Annotated in this window: 24 protein-coding genes and 1 riboswitch; of the genes, 12 read left to right on the forward strand and 12 right to left on the reverse strand. The window is 39.1% G+C overall.

The annotated features are described in order from the left end of the window. Window position 1: 1 nt before the first annotated feature. Together L3V77_RS22735 and L3V77_RS22745 are read left to right on the forward strand one after the other, a co-directional pair. The gene (locus L3V77_RS22735) at window positions 2-883 is read left to right on the forward strand and encodes a LysR family transcriptional regulator (protein WP_275137095.1); all 882 of its coding nucleotides are present in this window, start codon (window positions 2-4) and stop codon (window positions 881-883) included. Between the two features lie 738 nt (window positions 884-1621). Further along, window positions 1622-2275 carry a GntR family transcriptional regulator gene (locus L3V77_RS22745; RefSeq protein WP_275137096.1) on the forward strand — a complete coding sequence of 218 codons (654 nt, stop codon included), beginning with the start codon at window positions 1622-1624 and terminating at the stop codon, window positions 2273-2275. 202 nt (window positions 2276-2477) lie between these two features. On the opposite strand, the gene L3V77_RS22750 is transcribed toward L3V77_RS22745, so the two are convergent. The 8 genes from L3V77_RS22750 to L3V77_RS22785 form a co-directional block, all read right to left on the reverse strand. Further along, window positions 2478-3530, reverse strand: a complete 1053-nt coding sequence (locus L3V77_RS22750; protein WP_275137097.1) for an aldose epimerase family protein — start codon at window positions 3528-3530, stop codon at window positions 2478-2480. Between the two features lie 64 nt (window positions 3531-3594). Beyond that, complete coding sequence (locus tag L3V77_RS22755) at window positions 3595-4560, reverse strand: D-2-hydroxyacid dehydrogenase (RefSeq protein ID WP_275137098.1); 966 nt, start codon at window positions 4558-4560, stop codon at window positions 3595-3597. 9 nt (window positions 4561-4569) lie between these two features. After that, on the reverse strand, window positions 4570-6096 hold the full coding sequence (locus L3V77_RS22760) for a tripartite tricarboxylate transporter permease (protein ID WP_275137099.1): 1527 nt from the start codon (window positions 6094-6096) through the stop codon (window positions 4570-4572). A 14-nt stretch (window positions 6097-6110) separates the two neighbouring features. Further along, a complete protein-coding gene (locus L3V77_RS22765; RefSeq protein ID WP_275137100.1) occupies window positions 6111-6968 on the reverse strand; it encodes a hypothetical protein in 858 nt (285 codons plus the stop codon). Window positions 6969-7077: 109 nt separating this feature from the next. Continuing rightward, entirely contained in the window at window positions 7078-8094 is a 1017-nt protein-coding gene (locus L3V77_RS22770) for a tripartite tricarboxylate transporter substrate binding protein (protein WP_275137101.1), read from the reverse strand. 106 nt (window positions 8095-8200) lie between these two features. Continuing rightward, window positions 8201-9169: a sugar phosphate isomerase/epimerase family protein gene (locus L3V77_RS22775; RefSeq protein ID WP_275137102.1), complete on the reverse strand. Its 969-nt coding sequence runs from the start codon at window positions 9167-9169 to the stop codon at window positions 8201-8203. A 94-nt stretch (window positions 9170-9263) separates the two neighbouring features. Then, entirely contained in the window at window positions 9264-10241 is a 978-nt protein-coding gene (locus L3V77_RS22780; RefSeq protein WP_275137103.1) for a transketolase C-terminal domain-containing protein, read from the reverse strand. A gap of 34 nt (window positions 10242-10275) precedes the next feature. Further along, window positions 10276-11115 carry a transketolase gene (locus L3V77_RS22785; RefSeq protein WP_275137104.1) on the reverse strand — a complete coding sequence of 280 codons (840 nt, stop codon included), beginning with the start codon at window positions 11113-11115 and terminating at the stop codon, window positions 10276-10278. 567 nt (window positions 11116-11682) lie between these two features. On the opposite strand from L3V77_RS22785, the gene L3V77_RS22790 reads away from it, so the two are divergent. From L3V77_RS22790 to L3V77_RS22815, 6 genes are all read left to right on the forward strand, one after another. After that, on the forward strand, window positions 11683-12144 hold the full coding sequence (locus tag L3V77_RS22790; RefSeq protein WP_275137105.1) for an RpiB/LacA/LacB family sugar-phosphate isomerase: 462 nt from the start codon (window positions 11683-11685) through the stop codon (window positions 12142-12144). Window positions 12145-12168: 24 nt separating this feature from the next. Beyond that, window positions 12169-13170: a dihydroxyacetone kinase subunit DhaK gene (locus L3V77_RS22795; RefSeq protein WP_275137106.1), complete on the forward strand. Its 1002-nt coding sequence runs from the start codon at window positions 12169-12171 to the stop codon at window positions 13168-13170. Window positions 13171-13173: 3 nt separating this feature from the next. Continuing rightward, on the forward strand, window positions 13174-13809 hold the full coding sequence (gene dhaL / locus L3V77_RS22800) for a dihydroxyacetone kinase subunit DhaL (RefSeq protein WP_275137107.1): 636 nt from the start codon (window positions 13174-13176) through the stop codon (window positions 13807-13809). Beyond that, window positions 13806-14594: a triose-phosphate isomerase gene (locus tag L3V77_RS22805; RefSeq protein WP_275137108.1), complete on the forward strand. Its 789-nt coding sequence runs from the start codon at window positions 13806-13808 to the stop codon at window positions 14592-14594. The genes dhaL and L3V77_RS22805 overlap by 4 nt, the downstream gene beginning before the upstream one ends. Before the next feature lies 1 nt (window position 14595). Then, complete coding sequence (locus L3V77_RS22810) at window positions 14596-15465, forward strand: TIM barrel protein (protein ID WP_275137109.1); 870 nt, start codon at window positions 14596-14598, stop codon at window positions 15463-15465. Between the two features lie 402 nt (window positions 15466-15867). Beyond that, on the forward strand, window positions 15868-17751 hold the full coding sequence (locus L3V77_RS22815; protein ID WP_275137110.1) for a methyl-accepting chemotaxis protein: 1884 nt from the start codon (window positions 15868-15870) through the stop codon (window positions 17749-17751). A gap of 348 nt (window positions 17752-18099) precedes the next feature. Here L3V77_RS22815 and L3V77_RS22820 read toward each other — a convergent pair whose 3' ends face one another. Continuing rightward, window positions 18100-19269 carry a threonine/serine exporter family protein gene (locus L3V77_RS22820; RefSeq protein WP_275137111.1) on the reverse strand — a complete coding sequence of 390 codons (1170 nt, stop codon included), beginning with the start codon at window positions 19267-19269 and terminating at the stop codon, window positions 18100-18102. Between the two features lie 833 nt (window positions 19270-20102). Further along, window positions 20103-20192, forward strand: a riboswitch (Fluoride riboswitch). A 108-nt stretch (window positions 20193-20300) separates the two neighbouring features. Here L3V77_RS22820 and L3V77_RS22825 point away from each other — a divergent pair. From L3V77_RS22825 to L3V77_RS22835, 3 genes are read left to right on the forward strand one after another with little or no spacing between them, the layout of a single operon-like run. Further along, complete coding sequence (locus tag L3V77_RS22825) at window positions 20301-20993, forward strand: hypothetical protein (RefSeq protein ID WP_275137112.1); 693 nt, start codon at window positions 20301-20303, stop codon at window positions 20991-20993. Window positions 20994-21017: 24 nt separating this feature from the next. Continuing rightward, on the forward strand, window positions 21018-22016 hold the full coding sequence (locus tag L3V77_RS22830) for a GGGtGRT protein (protein ID WP_275137113.1): 999 nt from the start codon (window positions 21018-21020) through the stop codon (window positions 22014-22016). A 60-nt stretch (window positions 22017-22076) separates the two neighbouring features. Beyond that, on the forward strand, window positions 22077-22412 hold the full coding sequence (locus L3V77_RS22835) for a hypothetical protein (RefSeq protein ID WP_275137114.1): 336 nt from the start codon (window positions 22077-22079) through the stop codon (window positions 22410-22412). A 75-nt stretch (window positions 22413-22487) separates the two neighbouring features. Here the strand turns inward: L3V77_RS22835 and L3V77_RS22840 are convergent, their stop codons facing one another. From L3V77_RS22840 to L3V77_RS22850, 3 genes are read right to left on the reverse strand one after another with little or no spacing between them, the layout of a single operon-like run. Further along, window positions 22488-23339 (reverse strand): PhzF family phenazine biosynthesis protein, encoded by an 852-nt coding sequence (locus tag L3V77_RS22840; protein WP_275137115.1) that lies wholly within the window; start codon window positions 23337-23339, stop codon window positions 22488-22490. Between the two features lie 51 nt (window positions 23340-23390). Continuing rightward, entirely contained in the window at window positions 23391-23879 is a 489-nt protein-coding gene (locus L3V77_RS22845; RefSeq protein ID WP_275137116.1) for an anthrone oxygenase family protein, read from the reverse strand. Between the two features lie 15 nt (window positions 23880-23894). Beyond that, window positions 23895-24719, reverse strand: coding sequence for an NAD(P)H-binding protein (locus L3V77_RS22850; protein ID WP_275137117.1), 825 nt, complete (start codon window positions 24717-24719; stop codon window positions 23895-23897). Window positions 24720-24830: 111 nt separating this feature from the next. Here L3V77_RS22850 and L3V77_RS22855 point away from each other — a divergent pair, with 111 nt between their 5' ends. Further along, window positions 24831-25826 (forward strand): AraC family transcriptional regulator, encoded by a 996-nt coding sequence (locus L3V77_RS22855; RefSeq protein ID WP_275137118.1) that lies wholly within the window; start codon window positions 24831-24833, stop codon window positions 25824-25826. Window positions 25827-26054 lie beyond the last annotated feature (228 nt).

Raw genomic sequence — 26054 nt, forward strand, 5'->3', positions numbered from 1 at the left:
AATGCAAACTCGCTCTGATGATTTAGAAATTCTACTTTCAGTGATAGATAGTGGTGGTTTTTCTGCTGCCGCTGAGGTTTTAGATATTCAGATCGCAAAAGTATCAAGATCTGTTAGTAAGCTTGAAAAGCAACTTGGTGTATCGATATTAAATCGAACCACTCGACGCGTAGGCTTGACCGATGAAGGACGTCAATTCGTTGAAGCTATTCGAGTGGGGTTATCACACATTCAGCAAGCGGAAGAAGACCTTGTTTCACGAGGCGAGTTACCACAAGGTTGTTTACGAGTAGACGCTGCCAGTCCGTTTGTTTTTCATCAATTAGTGCCTTTGATCAAACCATTTAATGATGCCTACCCCGACATAAAACTGGCGCTCACTTCTAACGAAGGTTTTGTCGATTTACTCGAAAAGAAAACCGATGTCGCGATTCGGATTGGTAAGTTGAGCGATTCTACTCTTCATGCACGATCACTGGGAACAAGTTCGCTATTTATCGTCGCTTCTCCGGAGTATTTATCCCGTCGAGGATTTCCTCAGCATGCGAATGATCTTTGTAACCACAATATTATTGGATTTTCGGGACCAAAAGTATTGAATAAGTGGCCTGTTAAAGGCTGTGAGTCCTTAGAGCAAGTATTTACTTCCAGTAATGGGGAAACGGTTAGGCAACTTTCTTTAGCTGGAAATGGAATCGCATGTTTGTCCGGTTTTATGGTTAAAAAAGATATTGAGGAAGGGAGGTTGGTGTCATTATTAGAGCCTGAAAAACAGTCAAATGCGGATAGAGAGCAGATTAGCGCGGTGTATTATAAATCATCATCAGTAGCAAAACGTATATCGGCATTTATTGACTTTATTCAACCTAAATTATCATTGTGACAAGGCGTCAATCGTCATATCTTATTATTTTTAACATAGAGAACAAAAGCTATTGGTATTAATCGCTGTAAATGTGAATGACTATACTTGTTAATATGCCTCTAGTTTAATTCGAGGGCATACTATGACTACTTTACTCTTTCAACCCATCAGATTAGGCAATATCTCACTATACAACCATATTTTGATGACGCCAATGACCCGTTCACGAACCAATAAATCTAGTGATTCTGCCAACGAATTAATAGCGACGATCTATACGTAACGAGGTGCTTATCGATATTATTGCTCAGAAAAGAAGATATGCAAACGCTGACTAACGAGTAATCAAGGAGTTAAACCTTGGAGAATCGTGATAGACAAACTCCGCAGTTATGATGTTGCTCACAGAGCGTTTGTTCCGGAATTAATCCACGATAACAATAAGAATCACAACAATCGATGCGAAAGTTCCCATGAGTCAACAGGGTGAGAAAACACCGAATACGAAAATTCAAAAGTAGCTCATACACAGTACCAAAATGAGGCCTACCTTGGTTCCCTGATTTAGGAGACATAGCCATTAAAGTATCCAGTTCAATTGGGTTAGAGTCTATTTTAAGAGGTGTTTACGAGAAAAAATCATATGATTATATGAGGTTATAATTTATACTTAGCTTGGAAATAATATATTTTTTAAAAAATACACAGGTGGACGTTTGTGTTAAATAAATTTTAGAAGACTAGGTTTATACATTTATGAAGTTATCTGACAAAGCATATGTAAAACTGAAAGGTATGATTTTAAATAATCAGTTTCATGTAAATCAACGTCTATTGGTTGATGAAGTAGTTGATATTTGTGGCTATAGTAGAACTCCTGTTCGAGAGGCTCTACTTAAATTACAAGTTGATGGTTTAATCGAATTGTACCCACGACATGGATTAAGAATTAGTCCATTATCTAAAAAAGATATTTTAGAGCTATATGAGATACTTGGATACTTAGAGGTTACTGCGATAGATTTATGTATTTCTCGCAAATTATCTGAAGAGCAGATTGCTGTCCTAAGGAACTTCACCCTAGATATGGAATCGGCACTCCATGATGATGACATTGATTTGTGGGCTGAATACGATCGAAAATTCCATGAGACCATGTTTCATTATACAGAAAATTCACGTCTCATTGATACTGCACTTAAATATACAGAGCAAGGCAAAAGAGCCAAAGATATTGTATTAAAGGTGCGCCCTAAACCGTGGGACTCAATTTCTGAGCATAATTTAATTATTGATGCTATTGAGGCGGGTGACATTATTATTGCCAGAACTATGCATTTGAATCACTGGAAAGAAGTTTCGAAACAGTTCGTTGGTTTTTTAGAGAATTATAACTTCCTGGAAAATTAATGAATAGCAGGCTTGTATAGAAGTAACAAAGTAGTCTATTTCAAAATAGACTACTATTTTTTAGTCGATATGCCTACCTATCAATTCTGTTCATAATGTTAATTCTTTTACTATTGTTTATCTCTAATGTGGGTGAAAATTTCTAGTTGTATCAACATCAGAGAGGTGTATTTCAGCAACGGGGGATATTATTATTTATTGTCTAATAAGTATCATTGGCGTGATAGCCAAAGTCATACTTAATAGTGTGATTATAAGTTTGTTCTGCTTGAAATATACTTGATGGAAATTGAGGTGTATTAATACTATTAACATAACCTTTTGGTTCTAGACATAAACCTGCATAGCGCGCGTAATTTAACCCGTTTTTACCTTTTACACCATCAAGGTTATGACCATTGTAGAAATGTAAAATTTTTTCATTGGAATAAATGGTTAGCATGCGGTTATTAGCTTGAACTTGTGCCATTTTTATCAGCTCTCTATTTGGATTGTTAAACACATAAGAGTGATTTATTTCTGACTGTAGCTGCTCAATACTTTTAGTGAGAGAGGTAGGGGTTGAAAAGTCATATTCTGTCATACTGATATCGACAATCTTCCCACTAGGGATACGATCTTCTTTTTGCTCAAGAATGTGTGATGAAAAAACTTGAACATGATGATCTGCAATGGTTTCATTTTTGTAACCAAATAAGTTGAAATAACTGTGCCCAGTAAAACTTAAAGGTGTTGCCGTGTCTGGTACCGCAGAGAATGTTAGAGTAAGTTGATTATCATTATTTAAACAATAGCGTACATCAACGAGAACATTACCTTTAAAGCCTTGTTCGCCATCACTATCGATTAATTGTAAATTGAGGCTAACAGTCTCTTTTGTTATATCGGTAGAGAGTACTGACCAGACTCGGCGATTATAACCAAGGTAACCTCCGTGTACACAATGCCGCCCATCATAAGCATTCCCAAATACGTGTTGGACTGTATCATTAATAGTATAACTGGCGCCTTCAATACGGTTGGCAACACGGCCAATTAATGCACCGATATAATGTGGGTTATCAATATAATTCTTGAAGTTATCAAATCCAGCAACAACATCTATTGCCTCACCTTTTACGTCTGGTACGTATAACGAGGTTATGATTCCTCCTAGTTGGCTAATGCTCACTTGCATACCATTATCATTTTCGAGAGTAAATAGAGAGACATCTTGGTTAAAGAATACTCCGTGTTTGGAGGAATTGATTTGCATGAAAATGACCCTTATTAAACTGTAAACTGACTCAACAATAAAGTGCCGAGCCGGTTTGCTTTACTTAGTTCACAACGTTTTGTGGATTACCATCAAGATGACAACTAATGTTTCTTGCGACGGTGTGCATGATACGAACACGTGCATCTAAAGTAGCCCAAGCAACATGCGGGGTGATAACACAGTTATTTGCTGTTAACAAAGGATTGTCAGTTGTGGGAGGTTCTTGGTGTAATGTATCTAATCCGGCTCCTGATATGACTCCGTCATTGAGTGCATTTGCTAAATCTTGCTCTACAACTAACTGACCACGTGATGTATTAATTAAAAAAGCACTTTGCTTCATTTTTGTAAGGCGGTCTTCATTAATCATATTCTCGGTATCAGGAAAGACAGGACAATGCAGTGAAACAAAATCTGAACGTGCAAGTAAATTATCGAGTTCAACAAATTCATGTGAATAACTTGGTCTGTTACTTGTTATTTTGTCATAAGCAATTACATTCATATTGAAAGCATTTGCAATTTCACCTACACGTTGACCAATATGGCCAAACCCTACAATACCAATAGTTTTTCCAGCCAGTTCAATTTGTGGTGAAAGCCAATAAGTCCAGTCCTGGTTATTGCACCAACCTAGGTTTTCACGCACATCAATACTATTTTTTTCAATAGCACGAGCCAGGCTAAAAATCATCGCGAATGTCATTTCTGCTACAGTGTCGGTACCATAAATCGGCACGTTCATGACGGTAATACTTTTACTGCGAGCATATTCTATGTCAATGACATTGTAACCCGTAGCGAGTACCACGATACACTCTAAAGACGCACATGCGTCGATCACTTCACGAGAGATCGGTGTTTTATTCGTGAGTAGAACATGTGCATCTTTTGCTCGATTGATCACTTCTGCACGTCCATTTGTGGAGCGATCGTAGCAAGTGAAATTACCCTGTTCCGCAACCTCATCCCAGACGATATCACCAGGATTGAGTGTGTAGCCATCAAGGCAGACAATATTTTTCATAAATGTTCCTTAAGTTGAAGGTGAGAGTCGGGTTTTAATCGATGTAAATATATTTCTAATTACTCGGTTAAATGCCGGAACTTGGCTAAAGATAATAAGAGCAATGATGATGACCAAAACTAATGATATTGGGCGTTCAACCATTGGCCATAAGCTCCCACCAGTAGTTTTTAAACCAGTACGCAATGCAGTGTCAGCCATAGGACCTAAGATTACCCCAATAACTAACGGTGCAATTGGGACTCTGAGTTTCATAAAGAAGTAAGAAAGAATGCCGATGATACCCATTAGGTATAAATTAAATACTCGCATACCCAGTGCAAACGAACCAATTACACACAATACAGCGATAAGCGGCATAAATAATGTTTGTGGGATCTTAAGAATATGAACGACTTGCTTTGACAAGATCATCCCACAAACCCACATTGCAATTGCCGCTGCAAATAGAATCGCAGTGACTTCTGGAATAAAGTCTGGGTTTGTTTTAAGCAACATTGGTCCAGGTGCGATATTATGTAACATTAATGCACCAAGTAGCATAACGGCTGGTGGAGAGCCCGGAATACCAAGACTTAACAAAGGAATCATTGCACCACCCACACATGCTTGGTTGGCGGTACAAGTTGATATAACGCCTTCGGGAGCGCCTTTACCAAAAGTTTCAGGTACTTTACTCGCTTTCTTAGATACGCCGTAAGCAACCCATGATGCAATATCTTCACCAATACCAGGAACGGCACCTATGCCAACGCCTGTAAGTGCTGAAGTAACAATATTACGAGTATTTTTTACCATGGTAGAAAGGTCAGGCAATAACCGGCCAAATTCTTTCATGTTGCCCATTTTTAATTTGGACTCTAGTACCGACATGATTTGTGGCAAACCAAATGCACCGATTAATACTGGAACGACATCAATACCGTTGTCTAGTTCGTGTAAACCAAAGGTAAAGCGTGGATACATTTGCATTTGGTCTTGACCAATAGTTGAAAGCCAAATACCGAATAGCCCAGCGATCCAACCTTTAATAGCCAAGTCTGGCGACGTTAAGCTACCACTTATCAAAATACCAAAGAGTGCTAATAAGAAATATTCATATGAAGTAAATTGTAATGCTGCTTGTGCAATCCAAGGAGAAAGTAATGCAACAAAAATCATACCAATAAATGAGCCGATAAGTGATGATGTCGTTGCCAATCCAAATGCGCGTCCTGCTTGGCCTTTTTGCGCCATCGGGTATCCATCCATCGCAGTGGCTGCTGAAGCCGCTGTACCTGGTATGTTCAATAGAATTGACGTATACATACCGCCATATACTCCACCCACATAAATAGAAAGAAGAGCCAGCAACGCCACTTGGGGATCAAGTCCATAAGTTAACGTTGTTAATAACGCGACCCCGAGTGTAGCGGTCAGACCAGGCATCGCTCCGAATATAATCCCCAAAAAAGTACTGCCCAATAATACCAAGACCAAGGTTGGTGATGAAAATATGTTCCCAATCATGTTAGCAAAGGTTAAAAGAGTGTCCATTGTATTCGTCCTTATTAGAATGCATCATCCAATAATTGTTGATTTTCATTCGACAGATTAACTTCTTTTGTCGCAGTATTATCAGCAAGATAGGTAAAGTAGGTGGTATTAAGTACTTGCTCTATGACAAGGCCTTCTTTCGGTAATGGGACTAATAAAAAGTAACGAAAGATAGGGCAAAGTATTAATGGAAATATCGTTGCAATTAAAATGACTCGGCGAACTTTAGGTCTATATTCGGACGGTTCCTGTTTCGCAAAACGATGCATAGTGTAAATAAGGCATACCGAAAGAATAAGCATAATGATATCGGTGTTGAACTCGTATGACGCATTAATTGCAGCATCCATACCGCTTAAAAAAATAATTGCAGATAGTGCCATAAAGCCGTAATAAACTTTTAATAGCATCTTTGTTAACGGTGGCTTATCAAAGTAGTACAGGGCGATGTAGAACAGCAAAAAGGCCATTGAGCCTAAGAAAAAGTCATACCACGTGATTAAAATATAGATATAACTTAACAACCCACCGCCAGAAATAAAGAAAGCAGTAGGATTAAAAAATTTCAATTGTTTTAAAAATAGTGAATAACCGCCTTCTTTTTTATTTGATAAAAAAATAGAAATACCAGCCATTAGTAACGCAAATCCGATAAACAAAGGTAATAATCCAGGAGATTCATACCAAGTGGTTTTTACTCCACCGACAGTCCCAGAGAATGGCATTGTGAGTGAATTAACAATGATGAAGGCGGCGAAAATGACAACCACAATAGAAAAGACAAAATCCCATCCATTCTGGTTTGGCTGTGAACTGTCATTCTCTTGCAGTTCTTCAACAAGTTCATTTTCTTGCTTATTTATTTCAGACATATCAAGTCCTTGTCTCTACTGAAGAGTTGAAATAGAGGTAGTATAAAATGACACCTTGGAAAAAGGACTAGCAGTGGCCAAGGTGTCGGGCATTAACTACATAAGTAGACTAAGGTTTTGGAATACCAAGAGTTGCAGGGCTGATTTTTGCAGCTTTAAGATCCCAAAGTGTCCATGAGAAAAGTGATTCTAAACGAGCCATTCGTTCGTTGGCCTTCTTACCGAAGTCGCCTACTAACGTATAGTAGTTTTCTGCCGCGTATTTTTTCACTTCATCACTTTCCATTGCACTTACAAATGCACCAGCGATCTTTTTCTTAATATCTTTAGGTGTTTCTTTTTTTATAGCAAAACCAATAGATTGTGAAATTGGTAAGTAATCACCTAATGCAGGGTATGCTTTGATAGCAGAAGGGATAGATATATCGCCTACTTGAAAGCTATCATTTGTTAGTGTACCAAGTGCAACAAAATCACCTGATTGAATAAGCTGGTTTTGTTCAGCAACAGATGTAATGACTACATCTACTTCACCGCTTAATGCTGCATTTTGTGACTTAGATGAGCCAGGATAAGGTATAAAGTTCATCTCACCTTGAATCCCTTTTGCAAATGCCAGGTAGTTAATGTGGTGTAATGAACCTGATGAACCAGCACCTACACGTACTTTGCCTGGATTTGCTTTAATGTATTTCACTAACTCGGCTAAGTTTTTATATGAAGATCTTTTAGAAACAGAGAGTACGTCAGGTGAGCTTGCTACGATAAAGTAGTCAAATACGTCCATTCTGTTTTCCCATCCTCCCATTACTGCTGCAGTAACGTTAGACTCCGATAGACCAATGATGGTGTAACCATCAGGTTTACTCTTGTAACCCTCAAGAAGACCAACTGAGCCTGAAACACCACCTGGTTTGTTGAGAACGTTAATGTTCGTACCTAAATAACCAGACATAGATGCCGTAATAACGCGGTTAATGACGTCGGTACCACCACCGGCAGACCATGTCACGATGTCACTAATATTACGACTCGGGTAACGCGTATCGGTATCGGCGTAGCTGACACATGACAAAATTGACAAAGCTGCGACAGAAATGCTTGTGAGTAGTTTTTTCTTGTTCATGGAGATGTCCTTTTCTATTTTTTATTAAACTTGAAAATATATATAACTATACAGTTGTAAACATTAACAGGTTGCTAGTGGTTGTTCATTTTAGTAAATGGCTTTATTAGATCTTTAGAAAGTACGTTTCTAAATCTTGCCAAATATCCATGTACTCTTTTTTCTGTAAGGATTCACCAAACGTGCCCATGCCAATTTGGTCAATCCTTGCTGAAATTTTGTTTGTAACTCGTACGTTTGTTTCAAACATTTTCACCATGTCCCAACGAGTTGGAGAGGTATCTGAAGTGAGCCAACCTTGATAATTGAATTTTTTCAGGTAGTAGATGAATTCAATGTATTGCATTAAGCTACGACTGCCACAAAAATAGTCCCAATCCCATTTGCCATCATTGTCATTGATATGGATGTAGTATTTGATTCCTTCAGACTCAAGTAGGGCAAGCTCTTCAGCAGGGTTATTATCACCATATAGAGAGTGGCCATAATCGAGTGTTACACCGATATTTTCATTACCGATGCTATTGATTAAGCACGTTGTTTTAGATGCATTGTCAAGGTAACAACGTCCGCGTACTTCATTTGGTTTGTATTCGATAAATAGAGGAATATTTGGTTTGTAAGCGCCAGCTTCAGCAAATGTATCTTTTAAACGTTTCCATGTGTCGGAGTAGTTTGCTTGGAAAGAAAACTCATAACCATCACTGAGAGGGCAACATTGAACTTTGTCAGCATTAACTTCTTCTGCAAAATCTTTCGCTTCTTTAATAAATTGTACTGCACGAGCGCGAACTGCTGCATCAGGTGACGTAAGTCCACCAGATTTAAAATCTTCTTCAGCTTTCACATTAACGTTGATGGCAGCTACGGTAATATCGTATTTGGCTAGCAATAACTTCAGTTCAATAAGGTTTTCATAATTTACTTCGTAAGGGTAAACTAGTTCTGCCCCTGTCATACCTTCAATTAAAACAAGCTTTTGAAATTTTTGTTCTAACGACTGTGGCTCGTTATATTCAGAAAATCTATCTTTAGTTTGACCAAGAAAGGACGTGATCACTGCGTGTTTAAACATCTTCTGTTCCTTGTTTTTTATTGGCAAAACTGATTGCCGTTATTTAAAAAAATTGGTTATATTCATTGTATGAATGACCTGAGCGGATAGCTGGTTAAGCCATCACTTCCTCTATAGTCTTTTCTAAAATCAATATTTTTTTTGCAGACTTAACGATATGATTTGCAGATATTCCATATTTTTCAATTAACTCTGGATATGCACCTGATTCTGCAAAAGTATCGTTCAAGCCAAGGTTGTCAAACTTCGCATGTACGCCATCTTTTGCCATACGTGTTGCTATTTCATAAGCCATACCGTTACGCTGTTGATGCCCTTCCACTACGATCAGATTTCCGGTTTTTGAGATCGATTTTTTAATGCTATCCCAATCAAGTGGTTTCACACTGTATGCATCAATTACTTCGACACTAACGCCAAATTTTTCAAGTTCATCTGCGGCTTCAAGTGCTTGGAAAAGGATGTCACTGTAAGAAACAATTGTTAGGTCTGAACCTGTTTTGAGGGTATGACTACCCCCACATTCAAACTCTGCTGTCTGGTCATATAGTTCGAAATATGCATCTCTTAATAAACGACAATAAACAGGACCTTGTGTCGCCATTGTTACGTCGAATAGTGCCCTTGATGATGCTGAGTCACAGGGTGCAAATACATGCATATTGGGAAGTGAAGTCATTAATGCGATATCTTCAGATGCTTGATGAGTTACGCCATCAATTGCTGCTGTTACACCACTGTGAGATGACATTAATTTCACGTTCAAATTTGGATAACAAATAAAGCTACGTACGCTTTCTAGTGCACGCATTGTTAGGAATACTCCATAACCTGCGACAACTGCTGGGCGACCATTTGCAGCCATACCTGCAGCGGAAGCCATCATGCCAAATTCTGCGATGCCCATTTGAAAGTAACGTTGAGGGTATTGGTCATTAAATAGGTAAGAGTTAGTTGAATAACCGATATCGGCTTCAAAAACCACGAATTCCTGATTGATTTCTCCATACTCAACCATGCGTTCGGCAAAGGCTACGCGTGTTGCTTTGTTAGATTTCACTAATTTCGTCATAATTATTTGTCACTGTATTGTTAAGGTTAAATGGCTAAGCCGTAAGTTCTGCACGGGCGGCTTGATATTCTTGATCATTTGGCGCTTTACCATGCCAATTTCGTTCATCTTCCATAAAGCTAACGCCTTTACCTTTTATGGTTGTTGCCACAATACAAGTCGGTTTTCCTTTGTATTCTCGTGCGGTTTTTAGTGCACCTTGGATGGCCTCTATGTCATGTCCATCTATACTTAATACATGCCAGCCAAACGAAGAAAATTTATCTTCAACACTAAATAACGGCATGATTTGATCACTCGTACCATCCATTTGTAGGTTATTTCTATCAATAAAAAATACTAAGTTATCAAGCTTATACTTAGCGGCGACCATAGATGTTTCCCAAACAACACCTTCGTTTAATTCGCCATCTCCTAAAATAGAATATACGCGTCGACCATCGTTGGTCATTTTGCCTTCTAGCGCCATTCCGGTTGCTGAAGCGCAACCATGACCTAGTGATCCTGTTGTCATATCAAGGCCTGGAGTACTCTTCATATCAGGATGACCTTGCAAAGGGCTATTTAGTTTACGTAAGTGATTAAGAGCCTCTTTATTAAAAAAACCTAGCTTTGCAAGACTTGCATACCACACTGGACAAGCATGACCTTTAGATAATACAAATCGATCACGATTTTCCTTACGAGGATCCTCAGGGTCAATATTTTTCATTTCAGAAAAGTACAACGTAGACATAATTTCAGCTGCAGAATATGAACCACCAATGTGGCCAGATTGTGATTTGTAGACCATATCTAAAATGTCAATCCTAAGTTCATTTGCGATGTTATAAAGCTCGTCAACAGAAGCAAGGTCTTGAGTTTCTTCAGGCATTGGAGTTTCTCCTTTTTCTATAAAATAAAATTTATTCAAAAAATTTTGTTTTTAATTAATCACTCAGAAAACGTTTCACTTTCTAAACGGTTCGTTTTAACTTTTCGTATCAAAAATAAAATTTCTTATTTATAAACAAATGCTTATTAAAAGTTAAAAACATAATAATAGTGTTGTTAACTTTTCTACTGATCGATATCAAGAGTATTATTTAATCAATTAGTTAATTTTTTAAAATATTTATTAAAAAATATATTGGTCAGCGAGATGGATTATAGGGGAATGAATAAGATTATTTTTGGATCTTTATCACAGAAACAACCCCGGATTTAATGCTTTTATTAAGCATATTAATAGTCAAAAAACATACTTTAAAAGGCTAAAAATTAAATGTTAATTTATCTTTTTAAAGCGCCTATGGTTTAAATAAATACATAAATATATTAATAAATTTATTGAGGTATTTATTGTGATCGCGATCAAATGTATGTATTTAGTCATTGGATTTGTATTAGTTATCAGCGTAGTTTTTAAAAAGAAAACAATACATGTTAATGGATGATTATTATGGAAATTGCAATTGGTTGTGATGATGCGGCTGTTGGACTGAAAGACGTTTTAAAAGTACACATGGAATCAAAAGGTATTATTTGCGTGGATTACAGTAACTTAGAAAACAAAGATGATGATTTATACCCTGATGTTGCATTTCGAGTTGCTACTGCTGTTGCAGAAGGTAAGCAATCTCGTGGAATTATTGTTTGTGGCACGGGCATTGGTGTTTCTATTGTTGCGAATAAAGTACCTGGGATTAGAGCTGCGCTTTGCCATGATGTATTTTCTGCAATTAGAGCAAGAAAAAGTAATGGTGCTCAAATTATTACTATGGGAGAGCGTGTTATTGGATCTGAATTAGCTAAAACGATTTTGGATCACTGGTTAGAAGCGGACGCTATTGATAGTTCATCACTGCCAAAAGTACAACGAATTATTGATATTGAAAACAGCTTATTAAAAACAACGTACTAAGCAAGTGATGAAGGAGAATTCGAGATGAGAAAACCAAAAAAATTAATAAACAAAGCAGCAGATGTTGCCAGAGAGCAATTTGATGGATATCTCTATGCTGGCAAAGATATTTTACAACGAGTTGGTAACTTAACTGCAGCTATCCGTAAAGATGTTTCCGCTGAAAAAGTAATGATTGTTACTGGCGGCGGCGCCGGTCATGAACCTATGTACGGCGGTTATGTTGGTCAAGGCTTTGCTGATGCCGTGGTTGTGGGCGATGTATTTGCCGCACCAACTCCCGACGTTATCGTTGATACAACGACGGCATTGAACCCTAAACAAGGGGTTTTATTTATCTACGGGAATTATGCTGGAGATAATATGAACTTTGATATTGCGTCAGAATTATTGGAAGACGACGATATTAAGGTTCACACGATTCGTGTTAATGACGATGTGATTTCGGCTTCAGCTGATAATAAAATTGAACGTCGGGGCATTGCAGGTAGTGTATTTGTTTTAAAAATAGCGGGGGCAGTGGCGGAATGTTCTTCGGACTTTGACCATATTGTTGAAGTTTCTGAATTGGCATTAAAAAATACGAGTTCAATTGGTGTTGCCCTTGGACCGTGTGCGATTCCACAAAATGACTCTTTCAATTTTGAGATTCCACACGATGAAATTGAAGTGGGTATGGGCCTGCATGGAGAACCTGGTGTTGGTAAATCGAAGATAGTCGACTCTCAGAGTGTGGTTATTACGATGCTAAATATGTTGTGCGTTGAGCAAGATTTGCAAGCGGGGGACTCGGTATGCGTATTAGTCAATAACCTTGGTTCTGCCACTCAAATGGAACTACTTATTGCAAATAAAACGATTGCTGAGCAATTAGGTAACCAAGGAATTGAAATACATGACACTTTATTGGGCAGTTATTGTACTTCGCTCGAAATGTCTGGTTTTTCGATAACACTGTTAAAACTCAATGATCAACTAAAAGAACTCTATGACATGCCTTGTCATGCTTTGGCCTTAAGGAAATAAATAATGAATACTGTCGAAACAAAACAAATGATGCTTTTGGTTGCCAGAGGAATGGTCGGTAAAGAGCCATTACTTACGAAATTTGATCAAGCTATTGGAGATGGCGACCATGGTATAGGTATTGAACGTGGTTTTAGCGCTGTAGCAGAATATATTGAGCAAGACTTTGATGCTGTGGATGTAGGTGATGTCATGCTTAAAATCGGTACCAAGCTAATGTCGACAATGGGGGGGGCATCGGGTGCAATTTTTGGGACTTTATTTCGCACAGGTGGCAAAGCTATTTTAGGCGAAAAAGAATTAACTACTGCTGTACTCGCTCTTTTTTTAGATGCGGGGCTCCAAGGTATCTATAAACGTGGCGGTGCAGCGGTTGGTGCTAAAACGATGATTGATGCATTAGTACCTGCAATGGATTCTGCAAAATCCCTGAGTGATACACCCTTAGTTGATGCTTTACATTCGATTGCAGAAAGCGCTAAGAATGGCGTTGAAGAAACGAAATCTATGATTGCAACCACTGGTAAAGCAAAAACATTAGGCGAGCGTTCATTGGGGCATCCTGATCCTGGTGCTATGTCAATGGCATATATTATGGAATTTATGAGTGACTATGCGCAAAGTAGGGTGCCTGCATGAAACCTCTCTGGATCGGCTCTAGTTGGAAAATGAATAAAACATCAGGGGACGTTGATGTATTTTGTCAACATATGAAGGAAGCGCTGGTAGGCTCAGATTTTCAAATGGAGATACAGATGTTTGTAATCCCAGCCTTTCCTTACGTTAAAACTGTGTACGACCAGCTTAATGATTCTGGTGTTTTGGTTGGAGTGCAAAACATTTGCTGGGATGAAGCGGGTCCATATACAGGTGAAGTTTCGGCAAGGATGGCAGATGATCTTAACGCCTCATTGGTAGAAATTGGTCATTCTGAGCGTCGAGCTATGTTTGGAGAAACTGACCAAACAGTTAATTTAAAGGTCCATGCTGCACTCTCTGAGAGGTTAACGCCATTAGTTTGTGTGGGTGATACTGCACAAGAGAAAGAATGGTGCGTATCAGCAGAAGCAATCGTTCGACAGGTAAAAATAGCACTCTATGGCCTAAGTATTGAACAAGTTAAAAAAGTTCTGATAGCTTACGAACCGGTTTGGGCGATTGGCGAATTTGGAATACCGGCGTCTCCAGAAGAAGCTGAAGCGGGCTTACTTGAAATTCGTAATGCACTGGCTGAGTGTTACTCACCAGAATTAGCGCGATCTATGACGCTGTTATACGGAGGAAGCGTACATCAAGGTAACGCGAAGGATTTGCTTGCTCAAACTAATGTGGATGGATTATTTATTGGTCGTTCTGCTTGGCAACCAGAGAGTTTTTTACAGCTGATTGGTATTGCTGAAAATTATAATAAAACAAGGCGTTAGTATGACTTCATCGTTTTCAATCAGCACGGTTGCTTATTCGGGTTATAAAATTGATGTCGCATTAGATTCTATCCAATCCCTTGGAGTAGAACAGATTGAACTGGCGTTAATTCTAGGTGCCATTTATGGGTTAAAAGAAGAAGATGTGAATGTTGAATTTGCTCAATATGCAAAAAACCAACTAGATATACGTGGTATGACATGCTCGTCATTGGCTTGTCATTGCCCATTGACTGGTGATAATTGCAATACGCTACTTAAAAAGCGATTGAATATTTGTCATACCTTGGATTGTAAATTTCTGATTCTTTATGCACCAAGAGATTGTAGCTTAAATGAGTTTGTCGAATTTGTTGGTGAAAGTTTACAGTTATCCAAAAAGCTTGGCATACGGATATTGATTGAAAATGTTGGCGACCAATTGCCTTATGTGTTCAATGGCTCATCAGATCTGGGAAGTTTTTGCGGGTCGATCGATTCAAGTGTTATGGGGGTTAATTACGATCCTGGTAACTTTGCATCGCACCGACCACTCGACAATATAGTACAAGATGCGATCGCTTGTTTAGACGCATGTGAACATATCCATATTAAAGATGTGGTACGTACGGAAACTCACTATGAGTTTTGTGAAGTAGGCGATGGTATTTGTGACTATGGTGAATTACTTACGGCAATGAATCAACGCACAACACCGATTATGTTTAGTATTGAGGCTCCTTATGGGTTGGAAAGAACATTGGCGGGAACGGCTGGTTTTAAACCTATCGAAGAAAAATTGAGTGTCTCTGAAATTGAAGAAAAATTATGTCGGTCAATTGAGTTTATTGGTAGATACCTTCCAATCAGTCAAGGTAGTACGGTTCAATAAAAGGCGATTCATTTATCGATTTTTATTTTCCATTTCAATAATATTAGAATGGAAAATGTCTAAATAAGTGAAATCAAGTACTTTAATACTCATACGACATCCTTAGTATTAATATTCATATAAATTTATTTTTATAATAATTAGTTAGAGTTGTATGTTGCAGAAATTAATTGAATATTTTTATCCTCATTGTTACTGGCGTTAATATCAACGGTCATGCAAACATACGGGTGTGTCCGACATGAGTTAAGTAATAAAAAATAGCGTCTAATATTAAGTGACTAGTTGCTATATAAGTAAACGCGGAAACTCTGATTACTATACCTCAATCATTGGGTAATTAACATGACCAGAATAATGTAATTAAATTTATCAATTTAAAATAAATAAGGTATATAAGGAATGAGTGTAAAAAGCAAGATTGTTACGTTGTTTGGTTTACTAGTTGCGATAAGTATTAGTCTTTTAACCATAAACAATTATAACAATTTCAAAACATATTCAAGTGACAGTACAAGAGACTCGTTATCGCTAGAAGCAAACCTTATTTCATCTGTTGTAGAACAAAAAATGTCTCGTTATTTTGATGGATTACGTTTGATGGCCGCTGAAGTTGCTATGAATGATGCTGGAGAAATTGGCGATATTGAAATAATAAAAAAACAACTCATTAAAGTTGAGAAAAATTTAAATATGTTTGGCGCTGCACTTGGACAAACCGATGGTGTTACTTATAACAGCAATGGTGTAATCGCCAACTTTAACGCAAAAAAATTGGGTCGAGAATGGTATAAAAATGCGATGTCGGATAAGCGAAATGCGGCCACTATCCCTTATCTTAATAATGTTGGTGACTTAGTTATGTCGCTGTCAGTTCCTATTAAGAGAAATGGTAATATTGTTGGTATTTTAAACGCGAATATCTCAGTAAATGCAATTTCTGACAAAGTGACTGAAGTAGCGAAAAAGAGTAATATTTTCGTAAATCGAGGCGATGGTTACTTATTAGCATCTAATGATCCTGAACAGATTGGTCAAGATTTATATAAAATAAGACCTTCTTATGATGCTTATAAAAATGAAACCAACTCTAGTCATATCTATGATTTTGAAGGAGAAAGTTACTTTGTCACTAGCTCAATGCTTCCTGAGTTTGGATGGAGTGTTTGGTCTTGGGAAAAAATTGAACGTATTGAAAAAGCGGTTAACTCAAACCTGATGCAATCATTAATAATTGCTCTTATTTTAATATTAATTGCACTCGTGATTACCTATTGGTTAGTGATTAGATTGATGTATTTACCTATCGGTGGTGAGCCGAGCGAGATTGAGAAGTTAGTACATCGCGTAGCAAGTGGTGATTTAACCATCTCTGGTGTCAAAACGGGTAAAGAAACAGGGATTTACGCAGCAGTGTTTGTCATGGTTGAAGCGCTAAAATCAAGCCTTGAGCGGATTAATCAAGCTGCAAGTGATCTCACTGAATCTGCAGATAAAACATCGGTTGCTGCAAGTGATCTTAACCAGAGCTCTGAGGCACAGATGAATCACCTAGAGCAAACGTCAACTGCCATGAATGAAATGACCATTACTGTACAAGATGTCACTACCAACGCATTTAATGCATCGACAGCAGCACAAGAGGCATTTCAACATTCAGAAACGGGCATCTTAATTGTTAATGCCATGAATGATGATATTAACAACCTTGTTAAGGGAATCGAAAATGTTGTTCAAGTGAATAGTCAACTTGAAGTAGAGACGCAGAGTATTGGTAGTATTCTGGGGGTGATCAATAGTATTTCTGAGCAAACAAATTTATTAGCATTAAATGCTGCGATTGAAGCCGCTCGTGCTGGTGAACATGGTCGAGGATTTGCTGTTGTTGCAGATGAAGTTCGTAGTCTTGCAAATCGTACTCAACATAGTACCAATGAAATTCAAGACATGATTAACAAATTACAAGCTCAGACAAAAAATCTATTAGAGTTAATGAATATTAATATGCAGAAAGCGGAGGATACTGTAGAAAAATCTGATAATGCAAATAATGCTTTAGCTGCCATTCGTACTTCTGTGACACTTATTGATGAGATGAATACTCAAATCGCAACGGCGGCAGAGGAACAAACGAATGTTTCTTCCGAGGTTAATCTAAGTATTATTGATATTAATGATGCTGCAAAAATAACATTTAAACTATCAGAGGAAAATAATGAAAGTGCTAAAACACTTACTGAAATTGCAATGTCATTAAGAAAATCAGTAGAATTTTTTCATTATTGATACTCACTTGAGATGACCTCTCTTGATGGTAAAAGCGAGTGAACACAGAAAAAAGGAGAGTTCTATCAATTAATGCAGGCTATTTTTAGCCTGTATAGATCTATACCCCTCCACCTGATTTCATCCATGCGTTACCCTTTGCTATCACCATTCAAATCATCCAGTTAATTTTCCAAGAGAAGGGGCTTTTGTTTCCAAATGCAAGGAATTGAACCAACAAACTACGATCTGATCCGTTAAGTTGATAGTACCTTTATGTGATTGACTTAGCAGGAGCCCTATTGCTTGTGGAAAGGATTAAGAGTTACCTGCTATTTGAGTGAATATATTATTCAGTGACTCGCTCAACTACTCGATGGAGCTGAAGTTCCGGTTAAAAAATGAGTAGACCATAATCTGACCGGCAACAATGGCGCAAAACATCAGTAGCGCGGACATACCAATATTTGGTATGGGCAAGATAGCGGTGGCAAAAAATGATTCACTTGCCCCGACAATAATTCTACTGCCTGGAACCAAAATAATAATGCCTTGGATAATGTAAACCAAAGGAGGAACCTCTCGTACTTTACCCGCAGCTAACCCATATAAAGTGATCAGCATGGTACTAATCCAAGTACCTACAACCCAATCAGAAGTAAACCAGTGTGGTCCCCACATCCCAATTGCGGCGGCAGGTAAACCGATAATGATATCTTTCATGCTCGCGTTAAAAACAATACCGATGGCAACCGATATGCCGATAAGAGCCAATACATGCAGGAGCAGAGGGATTTCGTTGGCAAATTCTACCACCGCTGTGTTGTGAGTGATTAAACTGGACAGACTTAAACCCAGTACAATACCGATGAATACTTTAATGACCACAAGCGTGCTTTGTGCGAGCAATTCAATGCCTGATCGGAAATCGTTTAACGCCAAACTCCCTAAGGCATTGGTTACAGTAAGGCCGGGGATAAAAAGCACAATGGATGAGATACATAACGCAAGGGTAGGCAATTGAGGATAATGGGCCGCCATTAATCCGACCAAGAAACTGGCAATAAGCGCAACTAAAAACTCGATAAGCAGTGCTTTCTCTCCCTTTAGCGTAACCTGTGCAAGCCAAGCGATTAGGCCCAAAATCGCCGAAATTACGACAGCGAAATATGTGGTTCCTACCAACATCAAATAGCAAGGCGGTAGCATTATATTGGCGATACACAGCATTCGGTTTGAGTATTTCTCTGCGGGCTTAAACTTTTTTTTAGTAGAGAATGCCTCTAACGTTGCGACCAAATTGCGCAGGTTAACAGAAGGTGGTTTTTTGGTTTCTATCACTACGTTTTGAATGGGTTTTTCGAAGACAGTGATGACTTTAGTTGGCGTTACGTCGATTGAAATATCGACATTACGATTCTTAGCGTACAATTTTGTATATTCAGATACTGAATATGGAGCACAACCAGACTGGTGTAATCTATCTGAAAACCCCAATATTTCATCATGGGTACGTTCTAACTCACTCTTATTATTCATAACTACTCTATTTTTTATTGGTGTTATACATTACCACTAAGCTAAATTCCACCCTAGAATCTAGAGCGGAAGTAACAAATAAAGTAATCGTATTGAGAGGATCTTACCCTACTAGAGCGCGTTATAGTTCTATAATATGCTCAATGCAGGATATTAGCTCATTAGGAGGTGCTAGTGTGGTCTGTTTTAGTCAAAACTAAGATAAGCATAGCGGTAGCAATAGAGATCAAACGCATCCGTTCTGCTGATAATGAATCTGTACTCTGATTTTTGATTATAGGATAGATTAACATGGCACAGTGGGTAAAGAGTAATGGACAAATGTTCAGTCGACATTGACGTCGAATGGCGAAACACGCGAGTTGAATATTGCAAAAAAGGGAGAGCCTTATACGGTTTAGGTAGACGAATTTGACATGAATAATAACGTTACAGGAATAGTAATTAAGTTATTCATGTTTGTGGTTAAAATCCGATTTTAACTAAACACTTTGTGCTGGAGAGAAGTACCTTTAACCGCCACTGCTTATTTTAACACGATATTCTTAGCCTCCTAGTGATGTATCGTAGTATACCTAATCGCCAGAAAGTACCTACCATTAGGTGATCTTAGATGGATATGTTGATATTTTATTGTTCTGAGATCTAACGGTATTTTAAATATAGAATAATACTAACTTGATTGAGCTTAATCACCTTAGTTGGATGAGTTGACGGCCTATCGAGTATAAAACTGAGCGTAATGACTAAAACTCAATCTATTTAATAACTTAACTACATTACGATAAAACGTGCCTATTAAGGTGTTTACAGCATGGTAAATAAGAGTAACATATGTAAAAGGCGATGATGTTCCGCCATGTATACTCTAATTCCCCACGTATGCAAAACCGCCCTAAAAAGCTAATGACGTCTGCTAATACACGCAAGAGCAATAGGATTATTCCTAGGCTTGTGTATTGACAGCATGTCGATATCCAACCTTTCCTATGCTTATTGCTTTTCTAATATATTGATTTAGAGAGTAAGCAATGAATTATTCTACCGAAGTTCAATCTATGTGCTCCGTTTCACGTGGACCGAGACATATGTCGTCTCCTATTCCTGTCGAAGGGCGCTGGATTTCACCAAAAGATGTTATCGCCTTATCCGGGGTTAGTCATGGCGTCGGAGCTTGTGCACCACAGCAAGGCGCCGCAAAACTCACATTGAATACCAAAAACGGCATCATTGAGGAAGCGCTGATCGAAACGATCGGTTGTTCTGGAATGACACACTCAGCTGCAATGGCTTCGGAAATTCTAACTGGGAAGACGCTTTTAGAGGCAATGAATACTGACTTAGTATGCGATGCCATCAACGTTGCAATGCGAGAAATTTTTCTTCAGTTTGCTTACGGTCGAACTCAAACCGCATTTTCTGAAGGAGGTTTGCCGATAGGTGCAGGTCTTGAAGATTTAGGAAAAGGATTACGGAGCTCTATCGGTACGCATTACGGAACCAGAATTAAGGGCGCGCGTTATCTTGAAATGGCAGAAGGTTATGTCCAGTCTATGGCATTGGATGATAATGATGAAATCATTGGTTACCAGTACGTCAATTTAGGCCAAATGATGGGTCTGATCAACGAAGGATGTTCCGCAAACGAAGCGGTTGCTAAAGCAACAGGTACCTATGGTAGGTACTCAGAAGCCACGAAAACTATCAATCCTCGACACCAATAACAAGACCTACCAAAGGAATATATTATGCCAAAGTTTGAAAATTATGAACGAAGAGAAAAACAAATTCTTACCGCATTGCAGGCTAATGACTTTGATAGTTTGGAGCAGGCTGAAGAATACTGCCTTGAAAAAAATATTGATCCAAGAAAAATCGTTAAGGAAACGCAGAAAATCGCCTTCGATAATGCAGGGTGGGCATACGTCTTAGGCGCTGCTATTGCGTTGAAACAGCAGTCCCATACCGCATCAGATGCCGCAAATTATATTGGCGAGGGGCTGCAAGCTTTCTGTATTCCCGGTTCAGTTGCTGAGCAGCGAAAAGTTGGCTTGGGACATGGTCATTTGGCCGCGCGTTTGCTTAGTGAAACGACAGAATGTTTCTGTTTTCTTGCCGGACATGAGTCATTTGCCGCGGCGGAAGGTGCGATAAAAATAGCACTTAATGCGAACAAGGTTAGAGATAGAAAGCTGAAAGTTATTCTTATTGGTTTAGGTAAAGACGCGGCGTATTTAATTTCTCGTATTAATGGTTTTACCTATGTGGAAACCAAATTTAACTACGACACCAGCGAACTTGTTGAACTGTCTCGTCGCTCTTTTTCTAAAGGTTCTAATGGAGACATCTTATGTTATGGAGCGGACGATGTCAGAGAGGGTGTTGCAATGATGCATAAAGAAAATGTTCAGGTTTCTATTACAGGTAACTCAACCAACCCAACTCGATTCCAACATCCGGTGGCTGGTACCTACAAAAAAGAACGCTTAGAACAGGGACAATCTTTCTTTTCTGTTGCCTCCGGTGGTGGTACAGGACGCACTCTGCATCCAGATAATGTAGCGGCTGGGCCTGCCTCTTATGGTATGACAGACACGATGGGGCGAATGCACTGCGACGCACAATTTGCTGGTTCTTCATCTGTACCAGCCCATGTAGAAATGATGGGATTTATCGGTATGGGGAATAACCCAATGGTAGGCGCGACAGTAGCAACAGCCGTTGCTATTGAACAAGCCATAAACTAATTCATAGATAAGGAAGCCGTTACCGGCTTCCTTATCTTGTACAAATTGAAGGAGTGCCGTATGTTTTTTTGCCATGAGCACCTACCAGAACAGTTCGATGATATTTTGTTTTACATCGAGGAGCCTTTTCAGATGCCAAGTGAAAAAGCCTTTAGTGCCTCTATTAAGTACCGACTGAATGATGAAGAGAAACTTTGGAAACGTGTTTGGTATGTCTCCGAATTAGAAACCAAATTAATGGAGGTTGAGCTGGAAGACTCCCCCAAAGAAACGATAAAACTCATTGCTAACGAGCATAAACATGATTTCAAATGTGATATCAGTAAATACCTCAAACACAATGCCCTTAATTCTGAAATTTGCGATGGTATTTTGGTATTAACTAAGAAAATGTAGAATCCTTGGTTACCTGTCTTGTCGAGAAGGTTCACATTAACGTAGCTTTACTCGAGTACTACACTTACTTCCTTATTAAACAAACTCAATATTAGCAATCTTACAGACTTGCCCATGGACCAGTATATGACTAATGGTGTCGCTATCTATTATCAAGTTGATCCCCATCTTGCTTGGGCGTTCTAAAAATCGGCCCTGAGATAAAGTGAATGGTTGTTTACCTGATACAAGTTTGTGTTTAAAGAGAAAAGCTGCGCAAGGGCCAGCGGCGCTGCCAGTAGCGATATCTTCAACATTGCCTTGGTTATCCCAAGTCCGCCCTTCAAAATTATTTACATCAAGAATATAGGCAAACTTTGCACCATGTTTTTCTAACAATGCTTCAAAATGGTTAACCACAATACGAGCATCCTCAATTCCACTGACTATCGGTACGATGAGGTAAGGTAAGCCTGTTGAAATGACTTCCAGAGGATAGGGTGCGATATCCGCCTGTTTTAAACTCATCGCCGTAATAATTTCGTTGAGTTCATGGTTTCCATATTCTTGAACAAAAAGAGGCTTACCTTGATCCATGGTCACTTGATAATAGTCAGCATAGGGTTTTGAAGTCAGTTCCACGTGCTGTTGGTTTAATTCTATGTTCCACGTATGAAGGTCATTTGTACCGTACTCTTCATGTAAATGAGCGCCTAACCCGATTAATGGGTGCCCGGCAAAATCGAGCTCTTCATCTACAGTGAAAATATGTGCACGAAAAGACCCATCTTTCGCTCTTTTCGACAGGAAAATGGATTCAAATTGCTTCATTTCGCGTGTAAGAACCAACATTTCATGTTTAGTCAATGAGTCAAAATCATAGAAAATAGTGAGACCATTACCTGTGAGTTTTTTGTGTGCAAAGACATCAACAAGTTTGCATTTCATGAGTCAAAAGTACCTTTTTTGAATAGAGCATTAAATATAGGATTGTCTGCATTAGAATGCTATTAGTGTGAGTTCAACAGAATAGAGTACAGTGGCAATAGAACTCAACACTGCGCGTATGTGATTCCACTTTATCCATTTGCTGAGGTAATGCAACCATGTCTTTTCTAATGAAGTGGAGTGTAAATGGGTGCTTTCAAGTAGATTGTTTAGGGGTACACTACCCCCGATAGTGGAGATAAAAGTAGTCATAGTCAGCCCTGCTGCCAATACACCCAAAGTACTGTCTGGTATTCCTAAACCAAATAAGCTTAAGCTAATGATGAGCAAGCTTGCGAATGCGGAGCCCATGAATAATACCAAAAAAGGTGGATTCAAAATGAGGCGGTTTATGCGTTGCATGACTTCAGCAGCTGAAGTTGTCGCCATGCCCGCTAATGCGGGCATTACGGTATTTGAAAAAATAAAGTAAATACCTGCCAACAACCCTGTCGATATCGCTGCAAAAATATAGAGAGCAATGATCAGATGATGTGACATGTTCTGTCTCCATGTTTAGATATGGTCTGTTTTTGGCAGATTGGCGGCATATACTGAAAAGTCGGTCGCGGGTCTTCCAAGAGCTCGTTCAATACCATCACATACCGTTGCGTTGCGGCCATCGAGTACTTCTTTAAACAAAAAAAGCAACATATTGATCGTCTCTTTTGGAACCTGTTGTAGGGTCAACTGCTCGGTAAAGGTTTCCGCTGATATAGCAAGAAACCGAATTTTTTTGCCAGTAGCTTGCGTTAACTCGTCCGCAACATCAGCAAAGGTCAGCAAGCGTGGACCCGTTACTTCATATAATTGACCTCTATGCTTGGGATCAGTTAAAGCACTTAAAGCGACATCAGCAATATCATTAACATCAATAAAGGGTTCGCCAATATTGTCGACAGGCAGCGCCATTACGCCCGCCTCAACCATGCTATTAAACGCACCTTCATTAAAGTTTTGATTAAACCAACTAGCCCGAATTACCGTCCAATCCATTCCTGAGCTTTGGACAATTTGCTCGCAATGTTGTGCGGCAGGTTCGCCTCTACCAGACAATAAAACGATATGTTCAGTGCCTGCGCTTTTTGCTATTTTGCAGAAACGGCGAATGGCTGATGGTGCTTGAGATACCGCAAGGTCTGGGAAATAAGTTAAATAAACAGCCCTGACACCTTGTAGAGCTGGTTTCCATGTTTCTGCGTCGTCCCAGTCAAATACAGGATGCCCTGAGCGAGAGCCCACTCGTACATTGAGTTCTTTTTCGTGTAAACCTTGTACAACTCGTTTACCTGTCTTGCCCGTGCCACCGATGACTAAGATTGGTGCGTTAGATTCATTCATGTTTCTTGCCTCGTTGTTTAATTGACGAGTCCAGTGTAATTGAATAAATAGGATGAATGATTGCAAATAGTGCGCTATTGTTGATTAATCGTACGGAATGAGTATTTGGTTATGGCGGATAACTTAGAATCATTTGCAATACAGAAGGTTAGAAGTTCTCAACGGTCTGTGGATAGAAGGGCGGGTGACCCACTAGGGGATATCTTTCACCTGCTTAAAATGAATAGCGTATTTTATACCCGTTCAGAGCTCACGGCGCCTTGGGGGATGGAAATGCCGGAGATAGACCAATCGTTCATGTTTCATATCGTGGTCCACGGACATTGTTACGTTGAAGTTGAGGGAGAAAAGACGTCTCTTTCAAAAGGCGATTTCGTTATGGTGCCTCATGGTTTGGGTCACTGTATTTTCGACCATGCCACATCCTGTCGCGTTCCCTTATTAGAGTTACCAATAGAATCGTTAAGCGACCACTATGAGGTTCTGTCGTACGGTGGGAAAGGTGAGCAAACCGTGCTGATTTGTGGCGCGGTCAGCTTTGATCATCCGATTGCCTGCAGGTTATTAGCATTGATGCCTCATTTTATTAAGATTGGTTCTGGTCAAAGTCAGTATCATCACGTCATTCACAGCACCATGTCTATGCTCGCGCAAGAAGCGAAGTATGCGAATGTTGGTGGGGAAGCCGTGATTACACGTTTAGCCGACATTCTGGTCATACAGTCCCTTCGAGCGTGGTTAGCGCAATTTGAATCCGATCAGAACAGCTGGTTAGCGGCGCTTCGAGATAAAAGGTTAAGTAAGGCAATGTTGGCTATTCATCATAAACCAGAGGTGAGTTGGACTGTTGAGTCGCTAGCAAACGAAGCCGGTATGTCACGCACAACATTTTCGGAACATTTCAAACGGATGGTGGGCGACTCGCCCCTCAATTATCTCACTCAATATCGAATGACTTTAGCGAGCCGTCGACTAATCGGTAGTCGAGAAAGTGTATTAGACATCGCCTTGAGCTTGGGTTATCAATCAGAGGCGGCATTCAGCAGAGCGTATAAAAAACAAATAGGAGTCCCCCCAAGTACGACTCGAAAATGCGGTAAACCTTAACCAGATATCATTCAATTAAGTCAACAGTTCCCCACGTTAATTTGCAGGCATCACCACGAACGCCTACTAAGAACGCGCCTTCATTTATCCTCTGCCAGGCTTTTGTCTGGCGTTTTTAATCTCTAACGCTGAAATTAAGAAACGGATGTCGCTTCACAAAATATTGTGACGTTTGAGCTTTATATGTTGTTAATGAATTCAACTGTAAATCAAATAGATACGAATTTG

Source organism: Vibrio sp. DW001, assembly GCF_029016285.1.
Taxonomy (GTDB): Bacteria; Pseudomonadota; Gammaproteobacteria; order Enterobacterales; family Vibrionaceae; genus Vibrio.

What these genes read in the sequence shown, in the direction of transcription:
- L3V77_RS22735 (WP_275137095.1), top strand. Translation starts at nt 2, where the DNA reads ATGCAAACTCGCTCTGATGATTTAGAAATTCTACTTTCAGTGATAGAT.
- L3V77_RS22745 (WP_275137096.1), top strand. Translation starts at nt 1,622, where the DNA reads ATGAAGTTATCTGACAAAGCATATGTAAAACTGAAAGGTATGATTTTA.
- L3V77_RS22750 (WP_275137097.1), bottom strand. Translation starts at nt 3,530, where the DNA reads ATGCAAATCAATTCCTCCAAACACGGAGTATTCTTTAACCAAGATGTC.
- L3V77_RS22755 (WP_275137098.1), bottom strand. Translation starts at nt 4,560, where the DNA reads ATGAAAAATATTGTCTGCCTTGATGGCTACACACTCAATCCTGGTGAT.
- L3V77_RS22760 (WP_275137099.1), bottom strand. Translation starts at nt 6,096, where the DNA reads ATGGACACTCTTTTAACCTTTGCTAACATGATTGGGAACATATTTTCA.
- L3V77_RS22765 (WP_275137100.1), bottom strand. Translation starts at nt 6,968, where the DNA reads ATGTCTGAAATAAATAAGCAAGAAAATGAACTTGTTGAAGAACTGCAA.
- L3V77_RS22770 (WP_275137101.1), bottom strand. Translation starts at nt 8,094, where the DNA reads ATGAACAAGAAAAAACTACTCACAAGCATTTCTGTCGCAGCTTTGTCA.
- L3V77_RS22775 (WP_275137102.1), bottom strand. Translation starts at nt 9,169, where the DNA reads ATGTTTAAACACGCAGTGATCACGTCCTTTCTTGGTCAAACTAAAGAT.
- L3V77_RS22780 (WP_275137103.1), bottom strand. Translation starts at nt 10,241, where the DNA reads ATGACGAAATTAGTGAAATCTAACAAAGCAACACGCGTAGCCTTTGCC.
- L3V77_RS22785 (WP_275137104.1), bottom strand. Translation starts at nt 11,115, where the DNA reads ATGCCTGAAGAAACTCAAGACCTTGCTTCTGTTGACGAGCTTTATAAC.
- L3V77_RS22790 (WP_275137105.1), top strand. Translation starts at nt 11,683, where the DNA reads ATGGAAATTGCAATTGGTTGTGATGATGCGGCTGTTGGACTGAAAGAC.
- L3V77_RS22795 (WP_275137106.1), top strand. Translation starts at nt 12,169, where the DNA reads ATGAGAAAACCAAAAAAATTAATAAACAAAGCAGCAGATGTTGCCAGA.
- dhaL (WP_275137107.1), top strand. Translation starts at nt 13,174, where the DNA reads ATGAATACTGTCGAAACAAAACAAATGATGCTTTTGGTTGCCAGAGGA.
- L3V77_RS22805 (WP_275137108.1), top strand. Translation starts at nt 13,806, where the DNA reads ATGAAACCTCTCTGGATCGGCTCTAGTTGGAAAATGAATAAAACATCA.
- L3V77_RS22810 (WP_275137109.1), top strand. Translation starts at nt 14,596, where the DNA reads ATGACTTCATCGTTTTCAATCAGCACGGTTGCTTATTCGGGTTATAAA.
- L3V77_RS22815 (WP_275137110.1), top strand. Translation starts at nt 15,868, where the DNA reads ATGAGTGTAAAAAGCAAGATTGTTACGTTGTTTGGTTTACTAGTTGCG.
- L3V77_RS22820 (WP_275137111.1), bottom strand. Translation starts at nt 19,269, where the DNA reads ATGAATAATAAGAGTGAGTTAGAACGTACCCATGATGAAATATTGGGG.
- L3V77_RS22825 (WP_275137112.1), top strand. Translation starts at nt 20,301, where the DNA reads ATGAATTATTCTACCGAAGTTCAATCTATGTGCTCCGTTTCACGTGGA.
- L3V77_RS22830 (WP_275137113.1), top strand. Translation starts at nt 21,018, where the DNA reads ATGCCAAAGTTTGAAAATTATGAACGAAGAGAAAAACAAATTCTTACC.
- L3V77_RS22835 (WP_275137114.1), top strand. Translation starts at nt 22,077, where the DNA reads ATGTTTTTTTGCCATGAGCACCTACCAGAACAGTTCGATGATATTTTG.
- L3V77_RS22840 (WP_275137115.1), bottom strand. Translation starts at nt 23,339, where the DNA reads ATGAAATGCAAACTTGTTGATGTCTTTGCACACAAAAAACTCACAGGT.
- L3V77_RS22845 (WP_275137116.1), bottom strand. Translation starts at nt 23,879, where the DNA reads ATGTCACATCATCTGATCATTGCTCTCTATATTTTTGCAGCGATATCG.
- L3V77_RS22850 (WP_275137117.1), bottom strand. Translation starts at nt 24,719, where the DNA reads ATGAATGAATCTAACGCACCAATCTTAGTCATCGGTGGCACGGGCAAG.
- L3V77_RS22855 (WP_275137118.1), top strand. Translation starts at nt 24,831, where the DNA reads ATGGCGGATAACTTAGAATCATTTGCAATACAGAAGGTTAGAAGTTCT.